Origin of the sequence: Mycobacterium sp. NPDC050551, assembly GCF_040674075.1 — a bacterium.
Lineage (GTDB): Bacteria > Actinomycetota > Actinomycetes > Mycobacteriales > Mycobacteriaceae > Mycobacterium.
Map to the genome: position 1 here is coordinate 69,718 of NZ_JBFARC010000007.1, position 25,927 is coordinate 95,644.

Here is a 25,927-nt window from a genome sequence, read left to right on the forward strand (position 1 = left end):
GGCATGCCTTGTCGCAACGAACGCGCGATTACGATGGCGACGATGAAGTATGGTCAGTAGCGGATGAAGTGCGCAAACAGATTCGCAAGTCCGTGCAGCTCGAGGTGGCCAGACAGCAGGCTGTCGTGGCGCGGCAATCGGCGGCTGAAACGGATGACGCCAAGACCGATCGGCAGATATCTCGCGATCTGCGCGTCGCCAAAATTGGCGGCCTATTTCTTGTCTTCAGCACCGCGATCGGGGGCTCTTTTACCTACGCGAGCTCAATCAAGCCGCCTCCACCGCCAGCGGCAGTCACGAATTGCGCGGAGCAGCAGGGACGAGTGATCGAGATCAAACGACAGAATCCGGAGATCGACCTGAACTTCAGCGGTCCAAGCGACGAGCAGTGTCACCTCGAAGAGTTAGAGCAGCAGCTGGACGACTCCCCGCCATAACTTGGCGCAGTCTGAGTCGGCGACGCATGCGATCCGCGACACCTCTGCGAAACTCCCACGTTTGGGGTGACGTGGACGCTCGCGGGCCCATGGCTCCAGCCGCGCCGTACGCCAACGCTTACGCCAACCACGTCAGTTCCGGGCCGATCCGCGTGTGTCCGCCGCTATAGCCGAATTGCCTTGACCTGCGCAGACGGCACTCGGGAACCGGCAAACGCCGTTCGACTATCCGGGGTCAAGCGGTCGCAGGTTCAAATCGTGTCAGCCCGACCAGAGTTCTAGCAGGTCAGAGGCATTTTCGCAGGTTCGGAAGATGCCTCGACCCAGGGTCGACCGGACCGCCGAACTCCGTGGTGAGTACCAGACTTGAGTCGGTCCATTGATTACCGGTGCGCAACCGCTCGGCCTCCTGCTCCGTCCGGTGCTTGCGCAGCATCGCCACGACGGCAGGCGGCATCGGCAGTCTGCAAGAAAGATTCCGCCTCAACAAGCGGTGATTTACCCGTCCGCGCATGACCTCACGCCAAGACTCGTCTTCGTACTGCGGTCTCGCATTTCTGGGCTCGGGGGACAACCCCCGCCGACCGCAAGGCTCTATGGCGCGGAGAGGTGCTGTCCTAGGCTCAAAAAAGTTTCGGAGGATTCTCCCGGCGAATCAAGGTTTTGGACGACCTTCGCGGCAGCTAGATAATCTCTGGACTATGGGGGCACTGCAGGAGCTGTTGAGTCAACTTGATCCCGCCCCAGGCCGGCGAGGCAAGCAGTTTGAGCGCATCTGCAAGTGGTTCCTGACTCACGATCCGCGCTACACACATCTTCACCAGGTGTGGCTGTGGGAAGAGTGGCCCGGGCGGTGGGGCGCTGACACCGGTATTGACCTAATCGCCGAAGACCACGAAGGGCGCCTGTGGGCGATCCAAGCCAAGGCGTACGACCCCGCCTATTCGGTCACCAAGCGCGACGTGGACACCTTCCTGTCCGAAGCGGGGAGGCCGCAGATTTCGTTCCGTTTGCTGATCGCAACCACCGACCGGATCGGGCATAACGCCAAGCGCACGCTCGACGCGCAGGAGAAGAAAGCGAGCTTCCTCGGCCTCGCGGGATTGGAAGCCGCCCAGGTCAACTGGCCCGACTCGGCGTCGGATCTACGTGCCTCGCAACCGCCGCCGAAGCAACCCCGCGACCATCAGCGCGAAGCGATCGACAAGGTGGTGGAGGGGTTCGAGCAGTCCGACCGGGGCCAGATGATCATGGCCTGCGGGACCGGCAAGACCCTGACCGCACTGTTCATCAAGGAGAAACTGGCCGCACCACGCACGCTGGTGCTGATGCCGTCGCTGTCGCTGCTGGCCCAGACGCTTTGTGAGTGGAGGGCCAACAAACAGCTGGAGTTCGACTTCCTGCCGGTCTGCTCTGACGAGACCGTCACCGATCGCGACGCGGTCGTAGGACACACAAGCGACCTGGGCCTCCCGGTCACCACCGATCCCTGGCGGATCGCTGAGTTCCTGCGCCGGCGCTCCCGCGAGCTTGTGGTGTTTGCGACCTACCAGTCGTCGCTGCGGATCGCCGAGGCGTTCCGGCTCGGCCGGGTGCCCGCCTTCGACCTGGTCATCGCCGACGAGGCACATCGGTGCGCCGGGCGGGTCTCCTCCGAATTCGGCACCGTCCTCGACAGTGAGATGATCAGGGCGCGACGGCGGTTGTTCATGACGGCCACACCGCGCTACTTCACCGGTCGCGTAATGCGGGAGGCTAAGGAGGCCATCTTCGAGGTCGCGTCTATGGACAACGACGCCACGTTCGGCCCGGTGTTCCACCGGCTCGCGTTCGGTGAGGCGATCGAGCGAAACCTGCTCACCGACTACCAGGTGGCCGTCGTCGGTGTCGACGACGCCACCTACCGCGACTGGGCGCAGCGGGGCCGGTTCGTCACCCTCGACGGCACCGAAGTGACTGACGCCCGCACCCTCGCGGGACAGATCGGGCTGGCCAAGGCGATGCGCCGCTACGACCTGCACCGAATCATCACCTTTCACTCCCGGGTCAAGAGTGCCCGCGAGTTCGCCCGCGACCTGCCCGAGGTGACCGCCTGGATGCCCGCTCGTCAGCGGCCCACCGGCCACCTGTGGTCGGACTACGCATCCGGCGAGATGTCCGCCGGAGAACGAAACGTGCGGCTGCAACGCCTCGCCAAGCTTCGTGACGGCGAGCGTGGGCTGCTGGCCAACGCGCGCTGCTTGGCCGAGGGGGTCGACGTGCCCACCCTCGACGGCGTGGCCTTCATCGACCCACGCCGCTCTGAGGTCGACATCGTGCAGGCCGTTGGCCGCGCCATCCGACTCGCCCCGGACAAGACCGTCGGCACAGTCGTCATACCGGTGTTCATCGACACCAACGAAGATCCTGAGACCGCGCTCGACGGCTCGGCATTCAAGCCGGTGTGGGACGTGATCAAGGCGCTGCGCTCCCACGATGATGAGCTTGGCGAGCACCTTGACGCGCTCCGACGCCAACTCGGTTTGCCCGGCGGAAAGCCAACGCTCCCAGAAAAAATCATCTTCGATGTGCCCGCACGGGTCAGCGTCGATTTCGCTCGCGCTTTTAATGTGCGCCTTGTCGAGCAGACCACCGCCTCCTGGGAGTTCTGGTTCGGCTTACTTTCGAACTACGTCAAAGAACACGGTAATGCCCTCGTTCCGTCGCCCTACGAGGTCGACGGCCACCGGCTGGGCCGGTGGGTCACTCAGCAACGTAGCGACCGCACCGAGGCCATCCTTCCGCTCGATCGCGAGCAGCGACTCCAGAACATGACCGGGTGGGAGTGGAACGCCAGGGTCGCGAAGTGGGAGGCGAACTTCGCGCTCCTTATGGACTACCTCAAAGAACATGGTGACGTCCGTATTCCGCAGAACCACAAGCTCGATGGCTGGGTCGCTGAGCAACGCACAAGATACGCCAGAAACCTCCTTGAGCCCGATCGCGTGCGTCGACTGGAGGAATTGGGCGACCGCGGTTGGGTGTGGAATGTGATCGCCGCTCAGTGGGAGGCGAACTTCCGCAGATTGCTCGAATACATCGAGCTAAACAGGAATGCCCGCGTTCCGGATGATTACGTTGTTGATGGCTACGCCCTCGGTGCGTGGGTGCAAAAACAGCGAAGATCTCGCAAGAGCGGTCGTCTGGATGCCGATTACCAGCGTCGTCTCGATGAATTATCCGTCCAGGGTTGGTCATGGGCTCCCAAGGCCGATCAGTGGGAGTTGAATTTCGACCTCTTACTTGAATATGTCAAGCTAAATGATCACGCCCGCATTAAGAAAAGCGACACATTCAATGGTTTCCCGCTCGGTACGTGGGCAGCAGTGCAACGCCGCAGATACGCCAAAGGTGCTCTCGAATCCGATCGCGTGCGTCGACTAGAGGGACTCATTGATCGCGGTTGGAAGTGGGACGCGCGGCCTGATAGCTGGGAAGAAGGTTTCGACCACCTGCTGCGCTATATCGAACAACACGGTCACGCCCGTCTTCGGGCGCAGGACACCTTCGATGGGTATCCGCTTGGTAAGTGGGCGAGTCACCAGCGCAACTTCTACAGCAAGGGCACTCTTGAATCCGATCGCGTGCGTCGACTGGAGGAATTGACCGATCGCGGTTGGGCGTGGAACGTCCTCGCTACCCGTTGGGAAGAGGGTTTCAGCAGACTCCTGCAGCACATTGAAGCGGATGGCGACGCCACGATCCGGGCGAAGTACAAGATGTCCGATGGCTACCCGCTCGGTCAGTGGGTCTCAGTGCAACGGGTCGCTCGCGCCAGAGGCACCCTCGACGCCGCCCGACAAAGCCGACTCCAACACTTGCCCGGCTGGACATGGAAGGCGTCGTCGCCTTAGGCCGATGAAGTTGGATATGGGTGCACCATCAAGACACTCATTCGCACGACCAGCGTTGCAGATCGTCGACGATGGGGGCTGCTACGCCTGTCAGGCGTGCCGATACTGCTGGTTCGCCGGCCCATTTCGTGTTTCTGGCTCGGGTGTTGTTGGACTGCGACACAACGACTGCGCGTAGCGTTCTGGTCCGTCACGTCATTGTGCAAGCGCAATGCGACATGTTCGGGGAGATCTCGACGAGGCTTGGCCCGCCACCTGTGGCAGTTGGCGCGGGCCGAAGAAGACAGTTGAAATGCCCGCGAAGGTTGTGGACACGGTTCGGACGCAACTGCGCGAATCCGGGAGGCGGATCATCGGGTAAATCTTTTACGCGCGCCAACCAGCAAGAACGGGGGTGTTCGGGGCTATTCGCCGATGTTCGCGAAACGCTCTGACCTGCAACACCCGGAAGCTGACGAACCCCCGCATACCCAGTTCGCAGATCTGAGGTCAAGTGGTCGCAGGTTCAAATCCTGTCAGCCCGACACAGGTCAGAGGCACTTTCCGGAGGCTCGGAAGGTGCCTCGATCCATCTCATACCCCGACGCCATAGGGTTCGTAGACGTCCGCTGGTCCTTCGGATCGTCGCCGGCATCAACGGCCCGGTCCCGTCGAGCTCGCGGGCGGCGCGGACGTCGAGCTGTCGGGTCCGGCCGAAGTCGACGGGGCGGGTGTGGCGGCCGGGGAACCACCGGAAAGCTGTGCCGCCACATCTGGATACAGCTGACTGAGGATCGGAGCGAAGAGTGCATTCTGCGGCGAATCGCCCTGCGGGGTGAGATACACCGTCGTCAGGATGACCACCGTGGTGCCGGCCTTCGGGTCGTGTGCGGCGAGTCCGGAGAAGCCGACGATGTTCCCGGGATGGCCGTACATCGGGCCTGCGCCCTCCAATCCGAATCCGTAGGTTCCGAACCCGAGCTTGGACGCGCCACCCGGATCGGACGGGTCCGTCGGCTTCATGTTCTCCAGCCGCCACTGCCGGGTCGCGGCGTCGAGCAGCGGTCCGGCCACCATCGCCTCGACGAAGTCGGCGACGTCGCCTGCCCGAGAGATCACCCCACCGGCCGTCCATGCCCACGATGGGTTGTCGTTCGTGTGATCGGCGGGCTGGAGATCGCCGGCCAGCGCCGCCTCGAGCTGAGCGTCGGGCAGTGGTCCGTCGAACGCCTCATTGGGGCCCCACATGTATCCGCGAGGATGCGGATCGGGCAGCGCAGCATCGGCGGGGGCCGGCAATATCGTGTTGCGCAGGCCGATCGCATCGAAGATCCGGGCCTGCAGCGCAGCCGCCGCCGTCATGCCCGTGACCTTCTCGATGACCAAGCCGAGCAGCACGTAGTTGGTGTTGCTGTACTCGTACCGGCTGCCCGGCGGAAAGTTCTGCGGATGAGCGAACGCGATCCCGAGAAGCTGCTGCGGGGTCCAGACGGTGTCGGGATGCTTCTCCAGGGTGGCGGCGAACTCGGGATCATCGGCGTAGCTGTACAACCCGCTACGCATCTCTGCCAGCTGTTGGATGGTGATGCCGTCCCCGTTGGGAACCCCAGGTACATACCGCGATATCGGATCGGTGATCGCCAGCGCGCCCTCTTGTTGCAACTGCAGAATGACGGTGGCGGTCATCGACTTGGAGATGCTCGCTATGCGGACGTGGTCGTCGATCGAGGGCGGCGCGTCGCTTCCGATGCCGGCCACACCGAATGTCGCGCTCCAATCGCCCTTGTCGGGGCTGCGGATCAACACGATCGCACCGGGGATCCCGTTTTCTTTCAGAATGGGTGGGAGCTGCTCGTTGAGGGCTGCCGCGTACACGGGCACCGGCGGTGTCGCACTGGCGCCGGGTGGTCGCGAGGGTTTGGCGCACGCCCCGAACACCGCCCCCGCGCCGAGAGCACCGGTGAGGAACAACAACGATCGGCGTCGGATCATCGCATCGGTCCTCAGTTCTGGTGCGACGGAGTGGGAGTCCATCGCGATGCCAGGGCGTCGCAGATGGCGCGCTGCTCACTCTCATCCAGGTGGTGCATGAGAAGCCCTTCGACGGTGAAGATGCCGATCATCACTTCGGCGTCCACCGTCTGGGTGGAGACTCCCGCGTTCTCGAGTTCGAAGCGGAACATGCTGCCGGTGATCGCGTGGAAGTTCCGATGCCATTCGGCGACGGCCGGTGAGTGCTCGACACGGGCGTGCACCGTCGTCACGAGGCGACTCATCTCCGTGAGCTTCCCGACCACCCAGAGCAGCCGGGCTGCGATCGGGTCGCCCGCAACCTCCTGATATTGCGGCCACACGTCGGCCATCACGGCAGTCAGGACCGCGATCAATACGTCGTCCTTATCGCCGAAGTACCAATAGATCGTGTTCGGAGCCACCCCGGCTTCCTTCGCGAGTCGGCTCATCGATGTGGCGTCGTAGCCGGCGTCGATGAACAGCTGCCGTGCCGCGGCCACGATCTCAGCCCGCTTCTCGTCGGCGGCTTGGGGACGCTTGTTGCGCGCCATGGCGTCCTTCCGTGGACCGGGTGAATCACATTTGTTGAATGGCGTTCAAGAGACTGCTATGTTTTGTTGAATACCATTCAAGATACTCGACGAGGGATACCACCGTGCCTGACCCACGCACCTACGTTCGACACGACGTCACCTTCACCTCCGACGGCACACCCTGCGCAGCGTGGCTGTACCGGCCCGACGGCGTCGCCAATCCGCCGATCGTCGTGATGGCGCACGGTTTCGCCGCGTTCCGGGAGCTGCGCCTGGACGCCTACGCCGAACGGTTCGCCCAGGCCGGTTACGCCGCGCTGGTGTTCGACTACCGGTTCTGGGGCGCATCCGGCGGGGAGCCCCGCCGAGTCTTGGACATCAAGGCTCAGCAAGCGGACTGGTCGGCTGCCATCGCTTACGCCCGCCACCTCGACGGTGTCGACAACACCCGGGTCGTGGGCTGGGGTTCCTCCTTCGGCGGCGGGCACGTCCTGGTACTGGCCAGCCACGACCACGACCTCGCGGCGGCAATCGTGCAGGTGCCGCACGTCACCGGCCCAGCGTCGGCGTTCGCCCAATCCCCGAAGCTGGTGTCGCGGTTGATTCTCGCGGGTCTGCGCGACCGGGTGGGTGACTGGCTGGGACGTCCGCCCTACCGGGTCGCCGCCATTGGACGACCGGGCGACGTTGCGATGATGACCTCCCCGGGGGCGGCGGAACTGGTGGAACGGATGGCCGGGGACCGCCGCGAGGAACTGCTCGCCGAGAACGACGTCGCCGCGCGTATCGCCCTGGGGGTGCCGTTCTACTCTCCGGGCCGTCACGCCGCCAAGATCACCGCCCCGACGCTGGTGCAGCTGGCCACGAAGGACGACGTCACTCCTTTCGCGAAGGCGCAGAAGATCGCCGCGCGCATTCCGAAGGGTGAGGTGCGGTCGTATGACTGCACGCACTTCGAGCCCTACCTGGACCCGCACTTCGAGCAGATCGTGACTGATCAGATCGCCTTCCTGGACCGCTACGTCGGAGCACCGCGAACCGCGGCCTGACCAATCCGCGCATCTCGCGCACGAAAGGAATTCCTATGACGACCCATCGACAAGCCGCCCTCATCACCGGAGCCTCCGCCGGTATCGGCGCAGCCTTCGCCCGCCATCTCGCCGCCCAGGGTTTCGACGTGCTGCTCGTCGCCCGTCGCGCCGAGCGTCTCGAAGAACTGGCAGCCGAGCTGCGTCAGGCGCACGGCGTGCGCGGAGAGGTCTTCACCTCCGACCTGACCGACCCCGGTGCCCCCGCGGCAATCGTCGGTCACGCCGAGAAGATCGGCATGCCCATCGACGTGCTCATCAACAACGCCGGCCTGTCATCCCCCACGAAGTTCTCCGAGACTCCGTGGGAAGCAGTGGCCGCCGAGGTCCAGCTCATGGTGACCGCGACGACCGAGCTGGCCCACCGGGTGATCCCGGGCATGAAGCAACGCCGCTGGGGGCGCATCGTCAATCTGTCCTCACTGGCCGCGATGGCTCCGCCCGGGGAGGGTCTGCTGTACACCGGGATCAAGGCCTACGTACTCGACATGTCACAGTCCCTCGACATGGAGCTCAAGCCGCACGGCATCCACGTCACCGCACTCTGCCCCGGCTTCACCCACAGCGAGTTCCACGACGTCATGGGCACTCGTGACGCGGCGGATCGGCTGCCCGGATTCCTGTGGCAAGAGCCCGATGCCGTCGTCAGCGCAGGTTGGGCCGCCGTCACCAAGGGCAACCCGGTGTGCGTGCCGGGCACGGTCAACAAGCTCACCGCCGCGGCGATACGGCCCATTCCGCAACGCATTCAGTACGTGATGGGCCGCACCTTCAACCCGTTCAAGTAGGGAACGCGTCCGGCCGGGAGATCCCGTTCACCGGAGATTGGTATCGGACCCGTCAATTTCCTGGGACCGTTGTCCGGTGTTTGTCCCGACGGCTGCGCTACTCTGACTGAGTCTGACCGCGCTTGTTCGCTCAACCGGAACAATGGTGCGAATCCCGGCTGGAAAACAAGATCTTTCGGGTTTCTCCTGGTTCGCTACATCACCGCTCAGCCAGGCTTGACGGAAGCTGTCGTTGTACCGGTATCTCGGAGAGGCGTCGTTGTGGGTTGTTCGCGTTATGTGGGCCGGGTCGGGGCGTTGGCCGTGGCGCTGGGCGTGGGTGTAGCGGTCGCGACCACTCCTGGAGTGGCGCACGCTGCACCGGACTCGGCAAAGACGACGGATGGTGCGGCGTCGGATCGTCCGTCCGCCAAGGGCGGTGATGGCGATCCTGAATCCAGTTCCACCCCCAATGACGACGACGATGACAACGCCGCCGCCGATGATGACGATGATGACGCCGATGACGCTGATGACGACGGCGATGATGACGATGATGACGACGGCGATGACGACGACGGCGATGTCGAGGGGGCCGGCGCTCTCGGCCCGTCGGAGGTCGTCGGTGCCACGGACGGGGCCGAGCAGCAGAGTCTGAGCGACAACGACGGCCTGACAGCGGATGTCGGGGTGTCGCAGCCGGTGGTCGTGCCGCCGGCGGCACCTTCGCCCGTCGTGGACCCGCCGCCGGCGTACGTGCCGCCGGCCGCACCTTCGCCCGTTGTGGACCCGCCGCCGGTGTACGTGGCGCCAGCCGTGAGCGAGGCTGTGTCGAGCGCACCGAGGTCGTCGGAAGTCACTGCACCGGATGGGGCATCGGACATGGCGGCCGCCCTGCGCGCCCCGCAGACCCCGGTGAAACCGTCGGTGAGTACCGGCGAGTTGACGGCCCGCGCGTTCGCGGTGACCGATACCGCCCCGGGCGAGGATCAACTGCTGGCCGCTGCCGCGGCGCCGGGGACGCCATCGCCGGCGCCATTGATCGATCAGCCCGACAACGTCTGGGAAGCGGCGGTGGCTGCCCCGGCGGTGTTGGTCAACATCGCCATCACCGCGGTGAACGCATTCCTGTCGTCGGTCTTCACGCCCGGTCCGACGACCCCCGCGCCGCCGGTGATGTTGTTCGTGATGTTGGGGTGGGTGCAGCGCGAACTGCAGCGCACGTTCTTCAATCAGTCGCCGACCGCGGTGGCAGATGTGGTCAGCACCGCCGAGGGCATGCCGACGACCTTTCCGGTGCTGGTGAACGACATCGACAGCGATGTGAACACCACGCCCGGCCCCTTCCCCGGTGACACCTTGACGGTGACCGACTACACCCAACCCGCCCACGGCGCGGTGGCGTTGAATTCCGACGGGACGTTCACCTACACCCCGGACGCGGACTTCGCCGGCGACGACAGTTTCAGCTACACCGTCTCGGATGAGGCCAGCCCCTGGCATGTGCACGGTTTCGCGGGGCTGTTCTCCGGCGGCGGGCACGCGTCCACGACCACGGTGTCGGTGACGGTGACTCCCGTCAACGACGCCCCGGTGGCCGTCGACGAGGGGCCGTTCACTGTTGCCGAGGACACCGCGTTCAGCGTGTCGGCGGCCGATTTGGTCGCCAACGACGTCGACGTCGACGGCGGCCCGTTGACGGTCACCGGTGTGGGCAACGCCCAGGGTGGCACCGTCGCCCTGAGCAACGGGACCGTGACGTTCACCCCAGCGGCCAACTACGCGGGTTCGGCGTCATTCGAATACACCGTGTCCGACGGATCGCTCACCGATGTCGGCTCCGTCGCGGTGACGGTGACCCCCGTCAACGACGCCCCGGTGACCGTCGGCGATGGACCGTTCACTATTGCCGAGGACACCGTGTTCAGCGTGTCGGCCGCCGATCTGGCCGCCAACGACACCGACGTCGACGGCGACCCGTTGACGGTCACCGGTGTGGGCAACGCCCAGGGTGGCACCGTCGCCCTGAGCAACGGGACCGTGACGTTCACCCCAGCGGCCAACTACTCCGGGTCGGCGTCATTCGAATACACCGTGTCCGATGGATCGCTCACCGGTGTCCGCACCGTCGCGGTGACGGTCACCCCGGTCAACGACGCCCCGGTGGCCACGGGTCACACCATCACCGTGCCCGAGGACTCCATCACCACGGTCAACTTGGCCGCCGATTCCTCCGACCCCGACGGTGACGCCCTCACCGCCGTCCTGGTCTCCGGCCCCAGCAACGCACAGACCTTCGTCCTGAACCCCGACCGCACGTTCACATACACTCCGACCGCCGATTTCACCGGCCAAGACTCCTTCACCTACAAGGTGAACGACGGCGCGTCGGACAGCAACACTGTCACCGTCACCATCAACGTCACCGCCATCAACGATGCGCCCACCGCTGTGAACGACGGACCCTTCACCCTCGACGAGGACGGCTCGCGAACACTCACCGCCGCCGAATTGATCGGCAACGACACCGATCCCGACACCGGCGACGTCTTGCACATCGCGACGGTCAACAGCACCGCCAACACCCATGGCACCGTGGTGCTCAATTCCGACGGCACGGTCACCTACACCCCTACCGCGGACTACAACGGCTCCGCCGAATTCACCTACACCGTCGCCGATTCCGCGAACAGCCTCAGCGCCGACACCGCCACGGTCACCCTGACCGTCACCCCGATCGAGGACGCCCCGATCCACGACGGTCCCGTCGTCGCAGTCGGATGGAACACCAATGGGCAGACCGACATCCCGCCGCCGCCGACGGGGTTGACCTATACCGAGGTCGAGGGCGGGTATTACCACACGGTGCTGCTGCGCTCAGATGGCACCGCAGTCTCCGTCGGCAACAACGCTTACGGGCAGGGCACTATCCCGGAGCTGCCGCCGGACGTGACCTACACGGACGTCGCCGCCGGCTATCTCCACACGGTGCTGCTGCGCTCGGATGGCACCGCGGTCGCCGTCGGCGACAACGCTTACGGGCAGACCGCCATCCCGGAGCTTCCCCCGAACGTGACCTACACCGATGTCGCCGCCGGCGGCTTCCAGACGGTGCTGCTGCGCTCGGACGGCACCGTGGTCGCCCTCGGCGACAACGCATCCGGGCAGACCAATGTCCCGGCGTTGCCACCGGGGATGAAGTACACCGGTATCGCCGCCGGCGCGAACCACACGGTGCTGCTGCGCTCGGACGGCACCGCCGTCGCCTTCGGCAACAACGACTACGGGCAGACCGCCATCCCGGAGCTGCCGGAGGGAATCTTCTACACCGACGCCGCCGTGGGCAACTCCAAGACGGTGTTGCTGCGCTCGGATGGCACCGTGGTCGCGATCGGCTGGCCCGGTTACGGGCAGACCGCCATCCCGGAGCTGCCGGAGGGAATGATCTACACCGACATCGCCGCCGGCTTCGATCACACGGTACTGCTGCGCTCGGACGGCACCGTGATCGCCTTCGGCCGCAACGATCTCGGGCAGACCAACGTCCCAGCACCGCCGCCGGGCGTGGTCTACTCCGATGTCGCCGCCGGCGACTGGACCACGGTGATACTGACCGACACCATCGTCGTCTGAGCGCTGCCCTCAACGGGGAGTCGACGGCAGAGCGCTGACATCCGGTGCAGCAGGCAGGTGGATGACGAGCAGCGCGAAGAGCGCCATGACGGCGTTGCGGAACGCGGCATCGGACCCGTTCCAATCGGACGAACGCCACATCTGAAACCATTCGCCGCCGACGGCGAGGAAACCCCCGAAGAACAGCACGACAATCATCGTCAGGCCGATGGTCGACAGGGCCCGCGCCCGCACCCTGTTATGCGCCGGACGCGCAAACCACCAGACCGTCGCCACCGCCAGTGCCACACCGGCAAGGAGTTCCCACGCGATGACGCCGATGTACGCGGCAGTCTGAAGTGGACGGGACTCGATCGCGTGCCACATCACCGACGGGTCGAGGTTCTGGCCGGCCGGCGAACCGAAGTTCGCCGTGTCCATCGAGAGAACGTGTTGAACGAACGCCTGATTCGTCGCGAAATCGGTGATGTTCCCGAAGGCGACCAACAGCATGAAGAGTGCGTTCAGTCCGACGAGCAATCCACCGACAGCGGACAAGCTGCCCATGGCCAGCCACCGCGGCTGCGGGCGGTCAGCGCCGTCGATGCTCTTCGAGGAGTTCATGCCCGACTTCTCCGATCAGAGTGCCTATCGAGGTACGTATCTGGAGCATGGAGCCGAAGCGACCACGGATTGCCGGCCGACTTCCTAAGGTAGCGGTATGGCGGAAGACGAAGTAGACCCGGACGTGATCGACGACCTGAACAAGCGGGCAGACGAGGATGACGCGGAATTGCCCGAAGACGTCGAGGTGCCACTCAATGTGAGCGACGACGAGGCGGTGAAGGCCGTCAAACAGCAGTTCAAGGATGCCGGCACCGAATGCACCGACGACGAGGCGCTCGCGTTGGTCAAGGCCGCCAGGAACAAGGCGGAGAAGAAGAAGAACGAGAAAGAGAAGAAGGACGATTCTGACGACAAGTCGGAAGACGACTCGAAGGACGACAAGAGCGACAAGTCGGAAGACGACTCGAAGGACGACTCGAACGACAAGTCGGAAGACAAGTCGGACGGCAAGTCGGATGACGATTCGAAGGACGACTCGGACAAGTAGGTCATGACGTCCGTCAGGGCATCGACGCAACGGCTGTAACCCGGTGTGGCACTGTGAGGGCCGTGTCGACTAATCCGATCGTGCTCGAAACGACCACCACGCCCGCGGGCGCCGACGTGGTGACGCTGACCTTCGACAACGGCCCGCTGAACCTGTTCGACCAGGAGACCTTCGACTCTCTGGTCGCCCGCATCGCGGAAGTGACCGCGAACCCGCCCCGCGCGTTACTGCTCCGAGCCGAGGGCAAGGTCAACTCGGCGGGCGTCGACGTCCATGTCTTCGAGGGGTTGACCGCGGAGCAGGGCGCGGACCTGTGGCGTCGGCTGTTCGCCGAGGTGATCCATCCCCTCGAGCAGCTGCCGTGCCCGGTGGTGTACGCGGCGCACGGCCTCACGCTGACGGCGGCGTTCGAGATCGCGCTCGGCTGCGACATCATTCTGGCGGCGCCGAAGGCGAAGTTCGGACTGGTCGAGATCGTGGTGGGGTTGACGCCGTCGATGGGCGGACCGCAGCGGCTCGCGGAACGTGCCGGCTCCGGCCGCGCGCGGGAGCTCGTCATGACGGGTGATCTCTACGATGCCGCGACCATGGCCGACTGGGGCGTGGTGAACGCCGTTCACGACGACGTCGACGCGGCTGCCCGCGCACTCACCGACCGCCTGGCGGACGGACCGACCAAAGCGAATGCGGCGACCAAGGAGATCATCGCGGCGTGGCGATCGGGCGGTGTTCGCCATGCCGATGCAGTCACCCCCGAGGTGTCCGGCGCCCTGTTCGCCACCGAGGATCTGCAAGGTGCGGTGGCGAGCTTCCTCGAAGCCGGACCCGGCCACGCAACCTTCGACGGACGCTGATTGGTTCGCGCCTGACCCCGTCGTCGGCCGCTTGGCACGGTCATTCGGCATCACGATTTCACAAGCGACCCCGTCTCCTGGAGTAACGTTCGCCAGGCGTGGGGAGGTGGCCGATGGCGGGAATGGGTCTTCCCGGTCTGTGGCTGTTCTTGCTCGCGGTGGTCGCGGGTTCGATCGCTTTGGCCGTCTTCGGCATCTGGCTGGCCAACCGCACGGCACGCGCCCGAGATGGTGGCGACACGGACAACTCGCTCTCTCCCTTCATCACCACCGTCGCTCTGGTCTACGGCGCGCTCTTGGGCTTCACCGTCGTGGTGGCGTGGGAGCAGTTCTCCTCGGCCGAGGCCACGGTGAGCAACGAGGCCTCCACCCTGGCGACCATGTATCGGCAGACCGTCGGTATGTCAGGCCCGAAACAAGGTCAACTCCGCGACGCATTGCGCAACTACACCATCGCTGTCGACGCCGAGTGGGACAGCCAATACGAGGGCGACGGCAATGAGGCGGCGCCCAAGGCGATCACCGATATGTACCGAATATTGGGTAATCAGCCGGCCGACGAGGCGTCGCGGCCACTCGACGGCGAATTCCTCAAGCAATTGGCTGTGCTCGCCTCGGACCGCAACGCCCGGTTCCTCGACGCTCGGCCGCGAATACCCGGTTTGCTCTGGGTCGGTCTCCTGTTCGGCGGCGTGCTGCTCATCGCCCTGATGACCTTCTCGCGACTGGAAAACCGGCGAGTCCACCTGCTGCTGTCCGGTTCTGTGGCGGTACTACTCGGGCTTCTGCTCTTCATCGTGTTCTGGCTCGACCGGCCGTTCGGCCGCGACCTGGGCGTCACGCCGGCGCCGTTCGCAGACGCGTTGACGATCTTCGACACCGTGGACCGGGGGAGCTGAACCACCAGCGAAACGTCAACGGACGAGATCTACTTCGCTGTGAACACCCCGGCCGTCGCCAGCGCCACCCGGCGCCGCGCGCGCTTCGGCTTGTCACCGAAGCGGTCGATGGCCCAGGACACCGCCAGGACGAGTTCGAACAACTCCTCGGCGGTGACGGAACCGGACGCCGATCCGTGGTCGCGGGCCCGCTCCAGGAAATCGCGGGTGCGGTCGGTCAGCCGCGTGTTCACGTCCTTGACCGGTGAGTCGGCGTCGTCCACTGCACCGGCGATGCATGTCGGCAGGTCGTGCCAGATGCGGAGCGCCCATGCGAGCCGAAAGAGCCACTCGCGCAGCGCATCATCGGCCGACCCGCTATCGAAGCCGTCGGCCTCGGCCACCAGTTCTGCCACGCTGTCCTCGATCACCGCGGCCAGCAGGTCATCTCGGGTGGCGAAGTTGCGGTAGAGGGTGGCGTTGCCGACGCCGGCGGCGGTGGCGATGCCGTCGATGGGAGCGAAGATCCCCTCGGTGTCGAAGGCCGCTCGGGCAGCGCGCAGGATCGCCTCGCGGTTGCGCCGTGCGTCAGCGCGCAGCGGGCGCGGCACCGTGACCACCGATCGACCTCCGCTTCGGAATAACCGGGGAGTCTCCCCGCTTGTGTAGGTGGGGACGTACCCCACTTACACACACTACGGCGGGAGTCACGATGACGGAGCAACTCGAGGGTCGGACGGTGCTGATCACCGGAGCGAACGGCGGTCTCGGCGGTGAATTCGTGCGACAGGCCCTCGCGCGCGGTGCGCGACGCGTCTACGCGACCGCCCGGGCGCCGCGGGATTGGAACGACGACCGCGTGGTGCCCTTACCGCTCGACCTGACCGACGCGGCGTCGGTCGCCCGTGCCGCGGCGACCGCGACCGACGTGGATCTCGTGGTCAACAACGCAGCCGTCGCACCCGAGGAGGACTTCTCCGTCCTGACCGGCGACGAGGACGTCGCGCGCCGGATCTTCGAGACCGACTACTTCGGCAATCTGCGCGTCGCCAAGGCGTTCGCACCGGTGCTGGCAGCCAACGGCGGCGGCGCCCTGCTCAACGTGCTGTCGCTGGCCGCCTGGATTCCGATGCCGACGGCGTATGCGGCGTCCAAGGCCGCGATGTGGTCGGCCACCAATGCTCTGCGCGCCGAACTGGCGGCGCAGCAGACCAGCGTGACCGGGCTGATCGTCGGGCTGATCGACACCGCGATGGTCACCCGCTTCGAGGTCCCGAAGAGCAGTCCGGCGAGCGTGGTGGGGCAGGCATACGACGGTGTCGCCGCCGGAGCCTTCGAGGTGCTCGCCGACGAGGACTCCAAGGACGTCAAGGCCCGTTTGAGCGGCAGCGTCGAGGAGCTCAATGCCCATCTCGCCGAGGCGCTCGCGGCCGTCACGGTCTGACGGTGGCCCGCGGTTTCAGCAGTAGGACGTCATCCCGCTCGGGTGGATGTTCGAGATCACCGCGCCGGGCGGGATGGGCTGGCCCAGAGCCATGCACCACGGCACCCCGTTCTTGAGCACCATGATGCCCGGGTAGGCACTGGGTTTCGGGTTCAGCGCCTCGTTCGCCTGATCGACGCCCTGCTGGACGTTGTCGATGACCTCGTTTGCGATTCCCGCGCCCGGGTTCTTCTGCTGCTCTTGGCACTGCTGATCCTCCGGAGCGCAGGGCGGTGGCGGATCGGCATCGGCGATCGGCGCCGCAAGCAGGAAGGCGGCGGCGCCGGCCGCGACGGCCGATGCCATGAAGGTCGAGTGTGTGCGCACGCGATGACCCTAGCGGCGATCACCGTCCGTCCACCACGCGAGACAGCAACCACGGCATCGAGTGCTTGTCAACGCAATCAACCCCACGGGCCACACCGGTGCGGGTCCAGAGAAGTGCCTGCTCAGCGGGCTGGCTGGCCTGCTCTGCGTTGATCTTGAGCAACAGATGGCCATCCCGCTGGGCGGTCGATCCGCAAAGTCCACGCCCCCTCGGACAGCTCGGCCAGATTCTTCAACTGGGTGTGAGGATCCATCGAGGCGGTGACCGCGAAGCAGCGGTTTCGTGTACAGCTTCTGGGTGGGCTCAGCTCTCAGCGACCGAACGCGCTGGCTGCCGGCCGCGACACACGACCTAGGAGCGCATCCCTTGTGAAGATCATGCACGCCATCGCCGCCGTGGTGGCCTCGACGCTGGTGCTGACCGGTTGTCAGGACGCCGAATCGGCGCCGGCCCCACCGGCATACCCGTCGGGACCCGTCACGATGACGGCCGGGGCCAACCCGGGCAGCGGATTCGACCTCACGATCCGCTCGGTCGTCGACGCGCTGCAGAAGGAGGGCATCATCGACGTGCCGCTCCCGATTCAGAACCGGCCGGGCGCGAGCGGCGCGGACTTCCTGGCCACCATGGTCGAGCAGGACAAGGGCAGGGACGACCAGGTGTCCGTCACGTCGCTGTCGATCATGATGAACGAGCTGCGCGGCGTGTCGAAGTACGGGTACGGCGACGTCACCATGATCGCCCGTCTGATGACCGAGTACTACGTCGTCGTCACCGCTGCGAACTCCCCGTTCAGGAATCTCGGTGACCTCATGACCGCGATCAAGGCGGATCCCGGACGTGTCGCCGTCGGCGCGGCCAACGACGACCAGGCTCCCTTCGACCTCCTGGTCAAGGCGGCCGGCGGCGACCCGTCGACCATCAGGTACATCACCCATGAGGGAGGTGGCGACCAGATCACCGCGCTACGTGACGGCTCGATCGGCGTGGCGATCGGCGGCGTCAGCGAGTTCGTCGGCCAGCTGAAGTCACGGGAGCTCGAGGCGCTCGGTGTGCTCGCCGAGAACCGGCTGCCCGGCCTCGACGCCCCCACCGCACGGGAACAGGGACTCGACGTCACGCTGTCGAACTGGCGCGGCCTCTACGGACCACCGGCCATGCCGGAGGTCGCCGTCGCGTTCTGGCAGAAGGCGCTCGGCGAGATGGTGAAATCGCCTGCTTGGCAACAGATTTCCGAACAAAACCATTTCACCACCACCTTCATGACCGGTCAGGAGTTCCAGACCTTCCTGGCGGAAACCCAGGCGGACGTCAGGGCCGCGCTCGGCGAAGCGGGTCGCTGACCAGCACTGCGCCACAACGGCGGCCTTGCCGGACGACTAGGGAAACCTTGCCTGCCACAGCGGAACTCTGGCTCGCGGGCGATTACGGACACCCCCCTGCGGCGAGCAACATTCTTCTCAGCACCCAGGCACCAGCCCCGCCCGAGAGGAACCCACCATGACCACTTCGAACACCCACAAGCTGACCCGCTTCCGCTACGCAGCCACGATGCTCGGCGCGCTCGCCATCTTCGCCCTGGCCCCAGCCACCGCGCACGCCACCGACAACGAGCCCGGCCCCGCCGGCAGTTGCAACTACACCGACGCCGACGGCTACAACATCCCGATCGACGACGGCCAGGACGTCTTCGTCGACGGCAAGATCGTCTCTTGCCGCGGCGGGACCATCGTCGTCACCACCGCGCCCAAGCGCGGCGCAGGCAACATCCGGCCCCAGATCGTCGACCCCGGCCTCGCCGTCGTCGAGCAGTCGCCCAAGCCGCCCAAGCAGCCGGGTCCGGTCGCCCAGAACCCGCCGCTCGTCGCCGCACAACCCTGACATCCGAGCCGCCCACCCGGCCCGCCACCACCAGGTGGCGGGCCGGCCGCATTCCCCGAGCGTGTCGGGCGGACGAAAGCCGGCGACGAGGGGAAGATCGCAGGCATGCTGGCCCTCGAACTGCTGACGCGCGTCGGCCTGGCCACGGCCCTGGGCATCGCCATCGGCTTCGAACGCCAGTGGCGGTCCCGGATGGCGGGGCTGCAGACGATGGCGTTGGTCAGCATGGGCTCCGCGCTGTTCCTCATCCTCAGCGCCTACAGCTTCGACCAGGAAGGCGACCGGCTTCGCGTCGCGGCGCAGATCGTCTCCGGCGTGGGTTTTCTCGGTGCCGGCGTCATCATGAAGCACGGGCTGTCCGTCACCGGGCTCAACACAGCAGCCACGCTGTGGGCGACGGCCGCCGTCGGCGCGCTCGCCGGTGCGTGGATGTGGCGCGAAGCCGTTGCCGGCGCCGTCATCGTCGTCGCGGGGAACTGGTTCCTCCAGCCGCTGGGAACCCGGCTGGACCGGATGACCACCAAGGGCGGGCGCGACGTGACGTCGGCCGAGTACCGGCTCAGTGTCGTGTGCGGCGCCCGCGTCGAGGCGGCGGTCAAAACACTGTTGACGCAAGCCCTGCCGGCGCCGCACTTCCAATTGCGGGCGGTGCAGTCGCTACCGGCGCACACCGCCGATCAGACCGAACTCCGAGCCGACTACGCGACCGCCGTCCGCGACGACCAGTCCGCCGAGGACGCCATCCGTGCGCTGAGCGGGCAAGCCGGGGTGACGTCGGTGCGATGGGGCCTGCTCAACGAGCAGGCGGCCGACTGGTCGATGTGAAGGCAGGGGTGATCTGAGTGCGAGTGCAGACGTTCTTCGAGCGGGCCACCCAGGTGTTCGAGGTGTCCGGTGTGCTGTCGATGGTGGTGGGCTTCGTGTTCGCCTTCGCCCTCGCCGCGGTGACTTGGGGGCGAACCCGCGACGGCGGCCGCGCCTTCAAGTCGCTGCGCAACTCACTCGGTGGGGCGATACTGCTCGGCCTGGAGTTGCTCGTGGCCGCGGACATCGTCAAGACCGTCACCTCGACACCGTCGCTGACCGATGCGGCGGTGCTGGGGATGATCGTTCTGATCCGGACGGTGCTGAGCATCACCATCGAGGTGGAGGTCGACGGCGTCGCGCCGTGGCGAAAAGCCTTCACGACGGGTCCGCAGGTGCTGGCGCGGGCCGCACGAGAGTCGACCCGACCCACGCAGGAATGACGACGTCGTCAGCTTCTGACCTTTGAGTCAATTTGCTGCCGAGTCAGCTTGCGGGCCATAGATTGTGGACAGACCCGGCCGCCTCGTGCCGGCCGGACAGGAGATCAACGGTGGCCAAGCCCGACATCAGAAGAGCGATGCGGCTGGCGGGGATGCGTCCGCTGCCACATCTGCCTTCGCGTCGGCCGGTCGATCTGGCAGGCAAGCGGATCCTGCTGACAGGCGCATCAGCCGGCATCGGTGCCGTTGCTGCCGAGAAGCTCGCCGCACGCGGCGCCTCGATCATCGCGGTCGCCCGCCGCGAACAACTCCTGGCCGAGCTGGTCGATCGCATCACCGCACACGGCGGCCAGGCCGTCGCCATGACCGCCGATCTCGCCGACCTCGACCAGGTCGACCACCTCGTGGCGGAGGCCGGGCCGGTCGACATCCTGATCAACAACGCCGCCAGGTCGATTCGCCGGCCGCTGGCCGACTCGCTCGACCGTTGGCACGACGTGGAACGCGTCATGGCGCTCAACTACTACGCGCCACTGCGACTCATGCGGGGCCTGGCGCCCGGCATGTGCGCACGCGGCGACGGCCACATCATCAACATCGCCACCTGGCGGGTGCTGCCCGAATCCTCGCCGCTGTTCGCCGTGTACAACGCGTCGAAGGCGGCACTCAGCGCGGTCAGCCGCGTCATCGACACCGAGTGGGGCCACGCGGGCGTGCACTCGACCACCGTGTACTACCCGCTGGTGGCGACCGCGATGATCGCGCCGACGCGCGCCTACGCCGGGCTGCCCGCGCTCACCCCGGACGAGGCGGCGGAGTGGATGGTGACCGCTGCGCGCCACCGGCCCGTCCGCATCGCGCCCCGAAAGGCCCTTGCCCTGCGGGCTCTCGACGTCGTCGCGCCACGCGCACTCAATCACCTGCTCGCGCGCGAGACCAACCGGATGAATGCCCGCACCGCCGAAACCGCTTCCGCGGACGGCATTCCGGCGTCTCGGGGGTGATGATGCCGCCGGCGACCGCCAGAACCGGGTACCGTCCCGAAAACCTCGTGCTGGCAGCGGCTCTCACCACCGCCGCCTTCTTCTGTGTCGCACTGGTGGGTGCGCTGGCCAAGGTGTCGGGCCAGTACACCTCGACCGGCGTCCTGTTGCTCGCCCAAAACCTGATCTGCTTTCTGTTCATCGCCCCTGCGGCGCTGCGGGGCGGACGGGCGGCACTGCGGACCGACCGGATCGGCATGCACATCCTGCGGGCGACAATGGGGACCGCCTGCTGGTACGCGCTGTTCTTCGCGATCACCCAGATCCCGCTGGCCAACGCCACCCTGCTGACCTACACCGCACCGCTGTGGATGCCGCTGGTCGCCTGGTGTGTCACCCGGGCACGCATCTCCGGGCTGACATGGGCGGGCGCCGGGCTCGGCTTCGCAGGCGTGCTGCTGGTGCTGCAGCCCCAGGGCCACCGGTTCGACACCGGCGAACTGTCCGCACTGGCAGGCGCAGTGTTCTTGGCCGTGGCGATGATGTCGGTGCGCTGGCTCGGATCCACCGAGCCGGTCATGAGGATCCTGTTCTACTACTTCCTGCTCTCCACGCTGCTGTCCGTCCCCGTCGCCGTCCTCGACTGGCAACCGATCCCCGCGCAGGCCTGGGTGTGGCTGGCCGCCCTGGGCTGCGCGCAGATGGGCTCACAGGTCCTCATCGTGCTGGCCTACCGCTACGCCTCGGCGGAGAAGGTGGGGCCCTTCATCTATTCCGTGATCGTCTTCACCGCCCTGATCGACTGGGTGGTCTGGCATCACGCGCCGACACCGGTCACCTACGCCGGGATGGTGCTCGTCATCGGTGGCGGCCTCCTCGCCGTCCGCGCGAGACCCAAACCGGTACCGTCGATCCCTTGATGAGTTACTTCCGCGAACTGCGGACCAACTGGCAGCCACTGGCCGCGGCGACCGCCGGCCTCAGTGCCGGACTCAGCCTGAGCGCCTACACCAATGCTGCGATGGGGCCGCAGTTTCTGGCCGAGTTCGGCTGGAGCCGGGCCGATTTCGCACTGACCGGTGTCATCACCCTGCTCACCTTCGTCTTCCTGCCCGTCTACGGGCGCCTCACCGACCTCTTCGGCGTGCGCCGAATCGCGATCCTCGGCGTCACCGGTCTGCCCGCCTGCTGGATCGCCTATTCGCTGATGTCCGGGCCGATCTGGCAGTACTTCGCGATCAACGTCGTGCTGATCGCGTTGGGCGTGACGACGACCCCATCGGTGTACAGCCGCCTCGTCGCGACCCGATTCCAGGAGGCGCGCGGTCTCGCCCTGGCGATCGCCATCTCCGGACCGCCTCTGCTCGGCGCGATCGGAGTCCCCGCCCTGGAGGCGGTCAACGGCGCCTACGGCTGGCGGGTGGGCTGCCTGGCGATCGCGGTCGTCATCGCGGCAATCGGCGTGCTGGCCCTAGCCCTCATCCCCACCGAAGACCGGACGCTGCGTCGCGCCGCCCGAGAAGCAAACACCCGCAACGACTACCGTGCGATCGGGCGGAGCCGGGTGTTCTGGATCCTGCTGGCCGGTGTGCTGCTGTGCAACCTGTACCACTCGGTGACCACCACCCAGCTCGGCGTGATGCTGGGTGACTCGGTGCCGGCAGGCCAGGCGGTCGCCCTGCTGGTGTCCGTATTCGCCGTGGCCGTGATCGTCGGCCGGTTCGCCTGCGGCATCGCCCTCGACCGGCTGCCGCCCCAGATCGTCGCGGCCGTGGCGATGGGACTGCCCGGCCTCGGCTGCCTGCTGATCGCGTCACCATGGGACAGCTTCGTCGTCGTCGTGGTGGCGGTGTGCTGCCTCGGGGCTGCCTGGGGCGCCGAGGGCGACGTCATCGCCTACCTGGTGGCGCGTCGCTTCCACCTGACGATCTACAGCACCGTGCTCAGTGTGCTGTCGGCCGCCATCGGCGTCTCCTCGGCACTCGGCGCCTTGATCCTGAGCCGCAGCCTGCAGGCCGGCCCCAGCTTCAACGGCTTCCTGACCTTCGCAGGCGCCGCGGCATTCGTCGGGGGAGCGCTGTTCCTGCTCCTCGGTCGCCCGTCCGCGGTGGTGGCGGCCGAGGTGGGCGGACCGCCGGCCGAGGAGACCGTCCCCACCGACACCGCGGAGCGCTGAACCCGATTCGGCTCAGCCTGCGGCGACCCGGACCACCCGGTCGGGCACCGCCGGATCCAGCACGAGCTCGGCGATGCGCGTGCGGTGGTCCTCGGCGCTGCCCAGCAGCGCCGCATCGGTGGTGGCGCGCTTGAAATACAGATGCGCCTGGTGCTCCCAGGTGAAACCGATGCCGCCGAGCACCTGGATGGTGTCGGCGGCGATGCGGCTCAGCGCGGCCGAGGTGGTGGCCTGCGCGATGGCGGTGGCCAGGGCGGCGTCATCGGACCCGTCGGTCAGCGCCCACACCGCGTGATACGCCGTCGACCGGGCATGCTCGGCCTCGACGAGCATGTCCGCCAACCGGTGCTTGACCGCCTGGAACGACCCGATCGGCCTGCCGAACTGCAGCCGGGACTTCGCGTAGTCGACGGCCAGATCGAGCAGATGCTGTGCGGCGCCGACCTGTTCGACGGCCAGCAGTCCCGCACCCACGTGCAGTGCGTGCTGGATCACCCGCGGCGCCTCGTCCGGGCCGGCGATCAGCGTGGCCGTTGCGCCGGCCAGTTCGACCGCCGCCTGCGGGCGGGTCAGGTCGAGTGTCACCAGCGGCGACCGCGTCACCCCGTCGCCCGTGGTGTCGACCGCGTACAACCCCACGCCGCCGACTCCGGTGGCGGCCACCAGCAGCACGTCGGCTGCGCCTGCGTCGACGACCTGCGGCAGTGAACCCGTCAATGCCTCACCCTCGACGGTGACCGTCACCGCGCCCGGATCGAAGACGCCGGCGCGCTCACCCACCGCGAACGCCGCGGTCCGGGCGCCCTCGACGAGATCGGCCAGCAGGGCGTCACGTGCCGGCCCCGCCGACGCGGCGACCAGTGCGGGAACAGCGAGGTACACCGTCCCGAACAGCGGCCCGCACGCCAGCGCGGCGCCGAACTCCTCGACAGCCACCGCCTGGTCCACCAGGTTGCCGCCCGCGCCGCCGTCGGATTCGGGCACCGACAGTCCCAACACGCCGAGTTCGGCGCCGAGCCGTGACCACAGCTTCGCATCGAACGGCGGGTCGGACTCCATCAACGCCCGTACCGCCTGCTCGTCGAAGTGCTCGGCACAGAACTTTCGCACCGCGGCCCGCAACTGCTGCTGTTCGTCGGTGAACCTGAACTTCTCAGCCACGGGGGATCTCCTTCCACGGCATGCCCGCATCGGCACGCAGGTCGCCTGGCAGGCCGAGCACCCGCTCACCCAGGATGTTGCGCATCACCTCGGACGTGCCGCCCTCGATGGTGTTGGCGCGGCTGCGCAGGAACCGCTGCTGGATCGGGCCGCGCCAGTCGGTCTCTTCGGCGGCCCGGCCGCCGTCCTGCATGCCGTAGCCGTGGTAGAGCAGTCCCTCCGGGCCGAGGAAATCCATGCACCACTGATAGATGTGCTGATTGAGTTCGGCGCCGACGAGCTTGCCGATCGAGGCCTCGGGGCCGGGGCCGCCGACGGTCGCCGAGGCCCGCGAGCGCTCCGACGTCAGCCGCTGGGCCTCCGAACGCAACCACAGCTGGGTCAGCCGGTCCCTCAGCACCGGTGTCTGCCGCTCGGGCCGCGACGCCCACAGCGCCACCGCGTCGGCGATGGTGCCCGCGCCGCGGCGGCTGCCGCTGCCGCCGAGCGCGCTGCGCTCGTTCATCAGTGTGGTCATCGCGACCGCCCAGCCGTTCCCGATGTCGCCGAGGCGGTGGGCGTCGGGAATCCGGGCGTCGTTGAAGTAGACCTCGTTGAATTCGGCGTGGCCGGTCAGCTGGCGCAGCGGCCGCGTCTCGACGCCCGGGGCGTGCATGTCGATCACGAAATAGGTCAGGCCCTTGTGCTTGGGCACGTCGGGATTGGTGCGCGCGAGCAGCAGCCCCCACCGCGCGCGGTGGGCCAGGCTGGTCCACACCTTCTGGCCGTTGACCACCCACTCGTCACCATCGGGCACCGCCGAGGTGGACAGCCCCGCGAGGTCGGAACCGGCACCGGGCTCGGAGAACAGCTGACACCAGATGTGCTCCGTCGTGGCCAGCGGCCGCAGCCACTCCCGCTTGAGGTCGTCGCCGCGGGCATGTTCGCGCACCGTCGGCGCCGCCATGCCGTAGCCCATCGGATTCAGCCCGAGCGGCACCGGCCCGCCCGCGCCCTGCAGGATGCCGTCGGCGACGGCCTGCAGCCCGCGGGAGAGTCCGAGGCCGCCGAGCCCGTCGGGGAAGTGCACCCAGGACAGGCCGGCGTCGTAGCAGGCACCCAGGAATTCAGGGATGGGCACGGACTTCGGATCGTGTTCGGCGACCACGGTGCGGGCGAGTTCGGCGACCCGCTCGGTTTCGGCGACGGTGCTCATGAAGTGCTCCTCCAGCGTGTCGGCTGCGAAATCGCGCCCGGCACGCGGCTGCGACCACGCGCCCACTGTGACCGTACCGGCGGGCCGCGACCACCCGACGGGCGACCGGACCGAGCCGGCTGCGGCGAACTGCACCATGGGTGTCGCCGCGAATGGTGCTGCGTGTCGCGCCGGAGCCGGCGATGGCAGCAAAGTCTCGCAGCGCCGCATGGCGCAGCGCCGGACGGCCGGTGCGGGGTCGTCGTGCAGGGCACATCACACGGGAGGTGTGTGCGAGGCAATACTGGTAACCGCCGCCACAAGCG

General features: G+C 66.8%; 24 protein-coding genes. 17 read left to right on the forward strand and 7 right to left on the reverse strand.

The features are described 5' to 3' along the window. Positions 1–8: 8 nt before the first annotated feature. Positions 9–437: a hypothetical protein gene (locus AB0K11_RS24725; RefSeq protein ID WP_364983368.1), complete on the forward strand. Its 429-nt coding sequence runs from the start codon at positions 9–11 to the stop codon at positions 435–437. 701 nt (positions 438–1,138) lie between these two features. After that, a complete protein-coding gene (locus AB0K11_RS24730; protein ID WP_364983370.1) occupies positions 1,139–4,330 on the forward strand; it encodes a Helicase associated domain protein in 3,192 nt (1,063 codons plus the stop codon). A 633-nt stretch (positions 4,331–4,963) separates the two neighbouring features. Here AB0K11_RS24730 and AB0K11_RS24735 read toward each other — a convergent pair. Together AB0K11_RS24735 and AB0K11_RS24740 are read right to left on the reverse strand one after the other, a co-directional pair. Further along, the gene (locus tag AB0K11_RS24735; protein WP_364983373.1) at positions 4,964–6,301 is read right to left on the reverse strand and encodes a serine hydrolase domain-containing protein; all 1,338 of its coding nucleotides are present in this window, start codon (positions 6,299–6,301) and stop codon (positions 4,964–4,966) included. An 11-nt stretch (positions 6,302–6,312) separates the two neighbouring features. Next, positions 6,313–6,873, reverse strand: a complete 561-nt coding sequence (locus AB0K11_RS24740) for a helix-turn-helix domain-containing protein (protein WP_364983376.1) — start codon at positions 6,871–6,873, stop codon at positions 6,313–6,315. 104 nt (positions 6,874–6,977) lie between these two features. Here AB0K11_RS24740 and AB0K11_RS24745 point away from each other — a divergent pair, with 104 nt between their 5' ends. The 4 genes from AB0K11_RS24745 (at position 6,978) to AB0K11_RS24760 (ending at position 12,343) form a co-directional block, all read left to right on the forward strand. Continuing rightward, complete coding sequence (locus AB0K11_RS24745) at positions 6,978–7,904, forward strand: alpha/beta fold hydrolase (RefSeq protein WP_364983379.1); 927 nt, start codon at positions 6,978–6,980, stop codon at positions 7,902–7,904. A 35-nt stretch (positions 7,905–7,939) separates the two neighbouring features. Beyond that, a complete protein-coding gene (locus tag AB0K11_RS24750) occupies positions 7,940–8,731 on the forward strand; it encodes an SDR family oxidoreductase (RefSeq protein ID WP_364983381.1) in 792 nt (263 codons plus the stop codon). 463 nt (positions 8,732–9,194) lie between these two features. Further along, positions 9,195–9,368 (forward strand): hypothetical protein, encoded by a 174-nt coding sequence (locus tag AB0K11_RS24755; protein WP_364983384.1) that lies wholly within the window; start codon positions 9,195–9,197, stop codon positions 9,366–9,368. A 224-nt stretch (positions 9,369–9,592) separates the two neighbouring features. Then, positions 9,593–12,343 carry an Ig-like domain-containing protein gene (locus AB0K11_RS24760; RefSeq protein WP_364983387.1) on the forward strand — a complete coding sequence of 917 codons (2,751 nt, stop codon included), beginning with the start codon at positions 9,593–9,595 and terminating at the stop codon, positions 12,341–12,343. A gap of 9 nt (positions 12,344–12,352) precedes the next feature. On the opposite strand, the gene AB0K11_RS24765 is transcribed toward AB0K11_RS24760, so the two are convergent. Then, positions 12,353–12,946, reverse strand: coding sequence for a DUF2165 domain-containing protein (locus AB0K11_RS24765; RefSeq protein ID WP_364983390.1), 594 nt, complete (start codon positions 12,944–12,946; stop codon positions 12,353–12,355). Positions 12,947–13,043: 97 nt separating this feature from the next. On the opposite strand from AB0K11_RS24765, the gene AB0K11_RS24770 reads away from it, so the two are divergent. The 3 genes from AB0K11_RS24770 to AB0K11_RS24780 all read left to right on the forward strand — a co-directional run bounded on the left by AB0K11_RS24770 (position 13,044) and on the right by AB0K11_RS24780 (position 15,189). Next, positions 13,044–13,436 carry a hypothetical protein gene (locus AB0K11_RS24770; RefSeq protein ID WP_364983393.1) on the forward strand — a complete coding sequence of 131 codons (393 nt, stop codon included), beginning with the start codon at positions 13,044–13,046 and terminating at the stop codon, positions 13,434–13,436. A gap of 53 nt (positions 13,437–13,489) precedes the next feature. Next, positions 13,490–14,290 carry an enoyl-CoA hydratase/isomerase family protein gene (locus AB0K11_RS24775; protein WP_364983396.1) on the forward strand — a complete coding sequence of 267 codons (801 nt, stop codon included), beginning with the start codon at positions 13,490–13,492 and terminating at the stop codon, positions 14,288–14,290. Positions 14,291–14,403: 113 nt separating this feature from the next. Further along, on the forward strand, positions 14,404–15,189 hold the full coding sequence (locus AB0K11_RS24780; RefSeq protein WP_364983399.1) for a hypothetical protein: 786 nt from the start codon (positions 14,404–14,406) through the stop codon (positions 15,187–15,189). A gap of 29 nt (positions 15,190–15,218) precedes the next feature. Here AB0K11_RS24780 and AB0K11_RS24785 read toward each other — a convergent pair whose 3' ends face one another. After that, positions 15,219–15,788: a TetR/AcrR family transcriptional regulator gene (locus AB0K11_RS24785; RefSeq protein ID WP_364983402.1), complete on the reverse strand. Its 570-nt coding sequence runs from the start codon at positions 15,786–15,788 to the stop codon at positions 15,219–15,221. A gap of 92 nt (positions 15,789–15,880) precedes the next feature. Here AB0K11_RS24785 and AB0K11_RS24790 point away from each other — a divergent pair, with 92 nt between their 5' ends. Continuing rightward, positions 15,881–16,612, forward strand: coding sequence for an SDR family oxidoreductase (locus AB0K11_RS24790; RefSeq protein WP_364983405.1), 732 nt, complete (start codon positions 15,881–15,883; stop codon positions 16,610–16,612). A 15-nt stretch (positions 16,613–16,627) separates the two neighbouring features. On the opposite strand, the gene AB0K11_RS24795 is transcribed toward AB0K11_RS24790, so the two are convergent. Then, the gene (locus AB0K11_RS24795) at positions 16,628–16,978 is read right to left on the reverse strand and encodes a hypothetical protein (RefSeq protein ID WP_364983407.1); all 351 of its coding nucleotides are present in this window, start codon (positions 16,976–16,978) and stop codon (positions 16,628–16,630) included. 378 nt (positions 16,979–17,356) lie between these two features. Here AB0K11_RS24795 and AB0K11_RS24800 point away from each other — a divergent pair, with 378 nt between their 5' ends. The 7 genes from AB0K11_RS24800 (at position 17,357) to AB0K11_RS24830 (ending at position 23,266) form a co-directional block, all read left to right on the forward strand. After that, positions 17,357–18,322, forward strand: a complete 966-nt coding sequence (locus tag AB0K11_RS24800; RefSeq protein WP_364984144.1) for a tripartite tricarboxylate transporter substrate-binding protein — start codon at positions 17,357–17,359, stop codon at positions 18,320–18,322. Between the two features lie 157 nt (positions 18,323–18,479). Beyond that, the gene (locus AB0K11_RS24805) at positions 18,480–18,860 is read left to right on the forward strand and encodes a hypothetical protein (RefSeq protein WP_364983410.1); all 381 of its coding nucleotides are present in this window, start codon (positions 18,480–18,482) and stop codon (positions 18,858–18,860) included. 105 nt (positions 18,861–18,965) lie between these two features. After that, positions 18,966–19,685 (forward strand): MgtC/SapB family protein, encoded by a 720-nt coding sequence (locus tag AB0K11_RS24810; RefSeq protein ID WP_364983413.1) that lies wholly within the window; start codon positions 18,966–18,968, stop codon positions 19,683–19,685. A 17-nt stretch (positions 19,686–19,702) separates the two neighbouring features. Next, positions 19,703–20,107 carry a DUF1622 domain-containing protein gene (locus AB0K11_RS24815; RefSeq protein WP_364983416.1) on the forward strand — a complete coding sequence of 135 codons (405 nt, stop codon included), beginning with the start codon at positions 19,703–19,705 and terminating at the stop codon, positions 20,105–20,107. Between the two features lie 110 nt (positions 20,108–20,217). Beyond that, on the forward strand, positions 20,218–21,111 hold the full coding sequence (locus AB0K11_RS24820) for an SDR family oxidoreductase (protein WP_364983419.1): 894 nt from the start codon (positions 20,218–20,220) through the stop codon (positions 21,109–21,111). Between the two features lie 47 nt (positions 21,112–21,158). Continuing rightward, positions 21,159–22,010 (forward strand): DMT family transporter, encoded by an 852-nt coding sequence (locus AB0K11_RS24825; RefSeq protein ID WP_364983422.1) that lies wholly within the window; start codon positions 21,159–21,161, stop codon positions 22,008–22,010. Continuing rightward, positions 22,010–23,266, forward strand: a complete 1,257-nt coding sequence (locus tag AB0K11_RS24830) for an MFS transporter (protein WP_364983425.1) — start codon at positions 22,010–22,012, stop codon at positions 23,264–23,266. Before AB0K11_RS24825 ends, AB0K11_RS24830 begins: the two co-directional genes overlap by 1 nt. Positions 23,267–23,278: 12 nt before the next feature. On the opposite strand, the gene AB0K11_RS24835 is transcribed toward AB0K11_RS24830, so the two are convergent. Together AB0K11_RS24835 and AB0K11_RS24840 are read right to left on the reverse strand one after the other, a co-directional pair. Then, positions 23,279–24,427 carry an acyl-CoA dehydrogenase family protein gene (locus AB0K11_RS24835; protein WP_364983428.1) on the reverse strand — a complete coding sequence of 383 codons (1,149 nt, stop codon included), beginning with the start codon at positions 24,425–24,427 and terminating at the stop codon, positions 23,279–23,281. Beyond that, entirely contained in the window at positions 24,420–25,622 is a 1,203-nt protein-coding gene (locus tag AB0K11_RS24840; protein WP_364983431.1) for an acyl-CoA dehydrogenase family protein, read from the reverse strand. Before AB0K11_RS24840 ends, AB0K11_RS24835 begins: the two co-directional genes overlap by 8 nt. Between the last annotated feature and the right edge of the window lie 305 nt (positions 25,623–25,927).

Coding starts and splice junctions, on each gene's coding strand:
- AB0K11_RS24770 (WP_364983393.1), top strand. CDS start 13,044: ATGGCGGAAGACGAAGTAGACCCGGACGTGATCGACGACCTGAACAAG.
- AB0K11_RS24810 (WP_364983413.1), top strand. CDS start 18,966: ATGCTGGCCCTCGAACTGCTGACGCGCGTCGGCCTGGCCACGGCCCTG.
- AB0K11_RS24800 (WP_364984144.1), top strand. CDS start 17,357: ATGCACGCCATCGCCGCCGTGGTGGCCTCGACGCTGGTGCTGACCGGT.
- AB0K11_RS24755 (WP_364983384.1), top strand. CDS start 9,195: ATGACAACGCCGCCGCCGATGATGACGATGATGACGCCGATGACGCTG.
- AB0K11_RS24740 (WP_364983376.1), bottom strand. CDS start 6,873: ATGGCGCGCAACAAGCGTCCCCAAGCCGCCGACGAGAAGCGGGCTGAG.
- AB0K11_RS24760 (WP_364983387.1), top strand. CDS start 9,593: ATGGCGGCCGCCCTGCGCGCCCCGCAGACCCCGGTGAAACCGTCGGTG.
- AB0K11_RS24750 (WP_364983381.1), top strand. CDS start 7,940: ATGACGACCCATCGACAAGCCGCCCTCATCACCGGAGCCTCCGCCGGT.
- AB0K11_RS24730 (WP_364983370.1), top strand. CDS start 1,139: ATGGGGGCACTGCAGGAGCTGTTGAGTCAACTTGATCCCGCCCCAGGC.
- AB0K11_RS24790 (WP_364983405.1), top strand. CDS start 15,881: ATGACGGAGCAACTCGAGGGTCGGACGGTGCTGATCACCGGAGCGAAC.
- AB0K11_RS24780 (WP_364983399.1), top strand. CDS start 14,404: ATGGCGGGAATGGGTCTTCCCGGTCTGTGGCTGTTCTTGCTCGCGGTG.
- AB0K11_RS24830 (WP_364983425.1), top strand. CDS start 22,010: ATGAGTTACTTCCGCGAACTGCGGACCAACTGGCAGCCACTGGCCGCG.
- AB0K11_RS24805 (WP_364983410.1), top strand. CDS start 18,480: ATGACCACTTCGAACACCCACAAGCTGACCCGCTTCCGCTACGCAGCC.
- AB0K11_RS24735 (WP_364983373.1), bottom strand. CDS start 6,301: ATGATCCGACGCCGATCGTTGTTGTTCCTCACCGGTGCTCTCGGCGCG.
- AB0K11_RS24765 (WP_364983390.1), bottom strand. CDS start 12,946: ATGAACTCCTCGAAGAGCATCGACGGCGCTGACCGCCCGCAGCCGCGG.
- AB0K11_RS24840 (WP_364983431.1), bottom strand. CDS start 25,622: ATGAGCACCGTCGCCGAAACCGAGCGGGTCGCCGAACTCGCCCGCACC.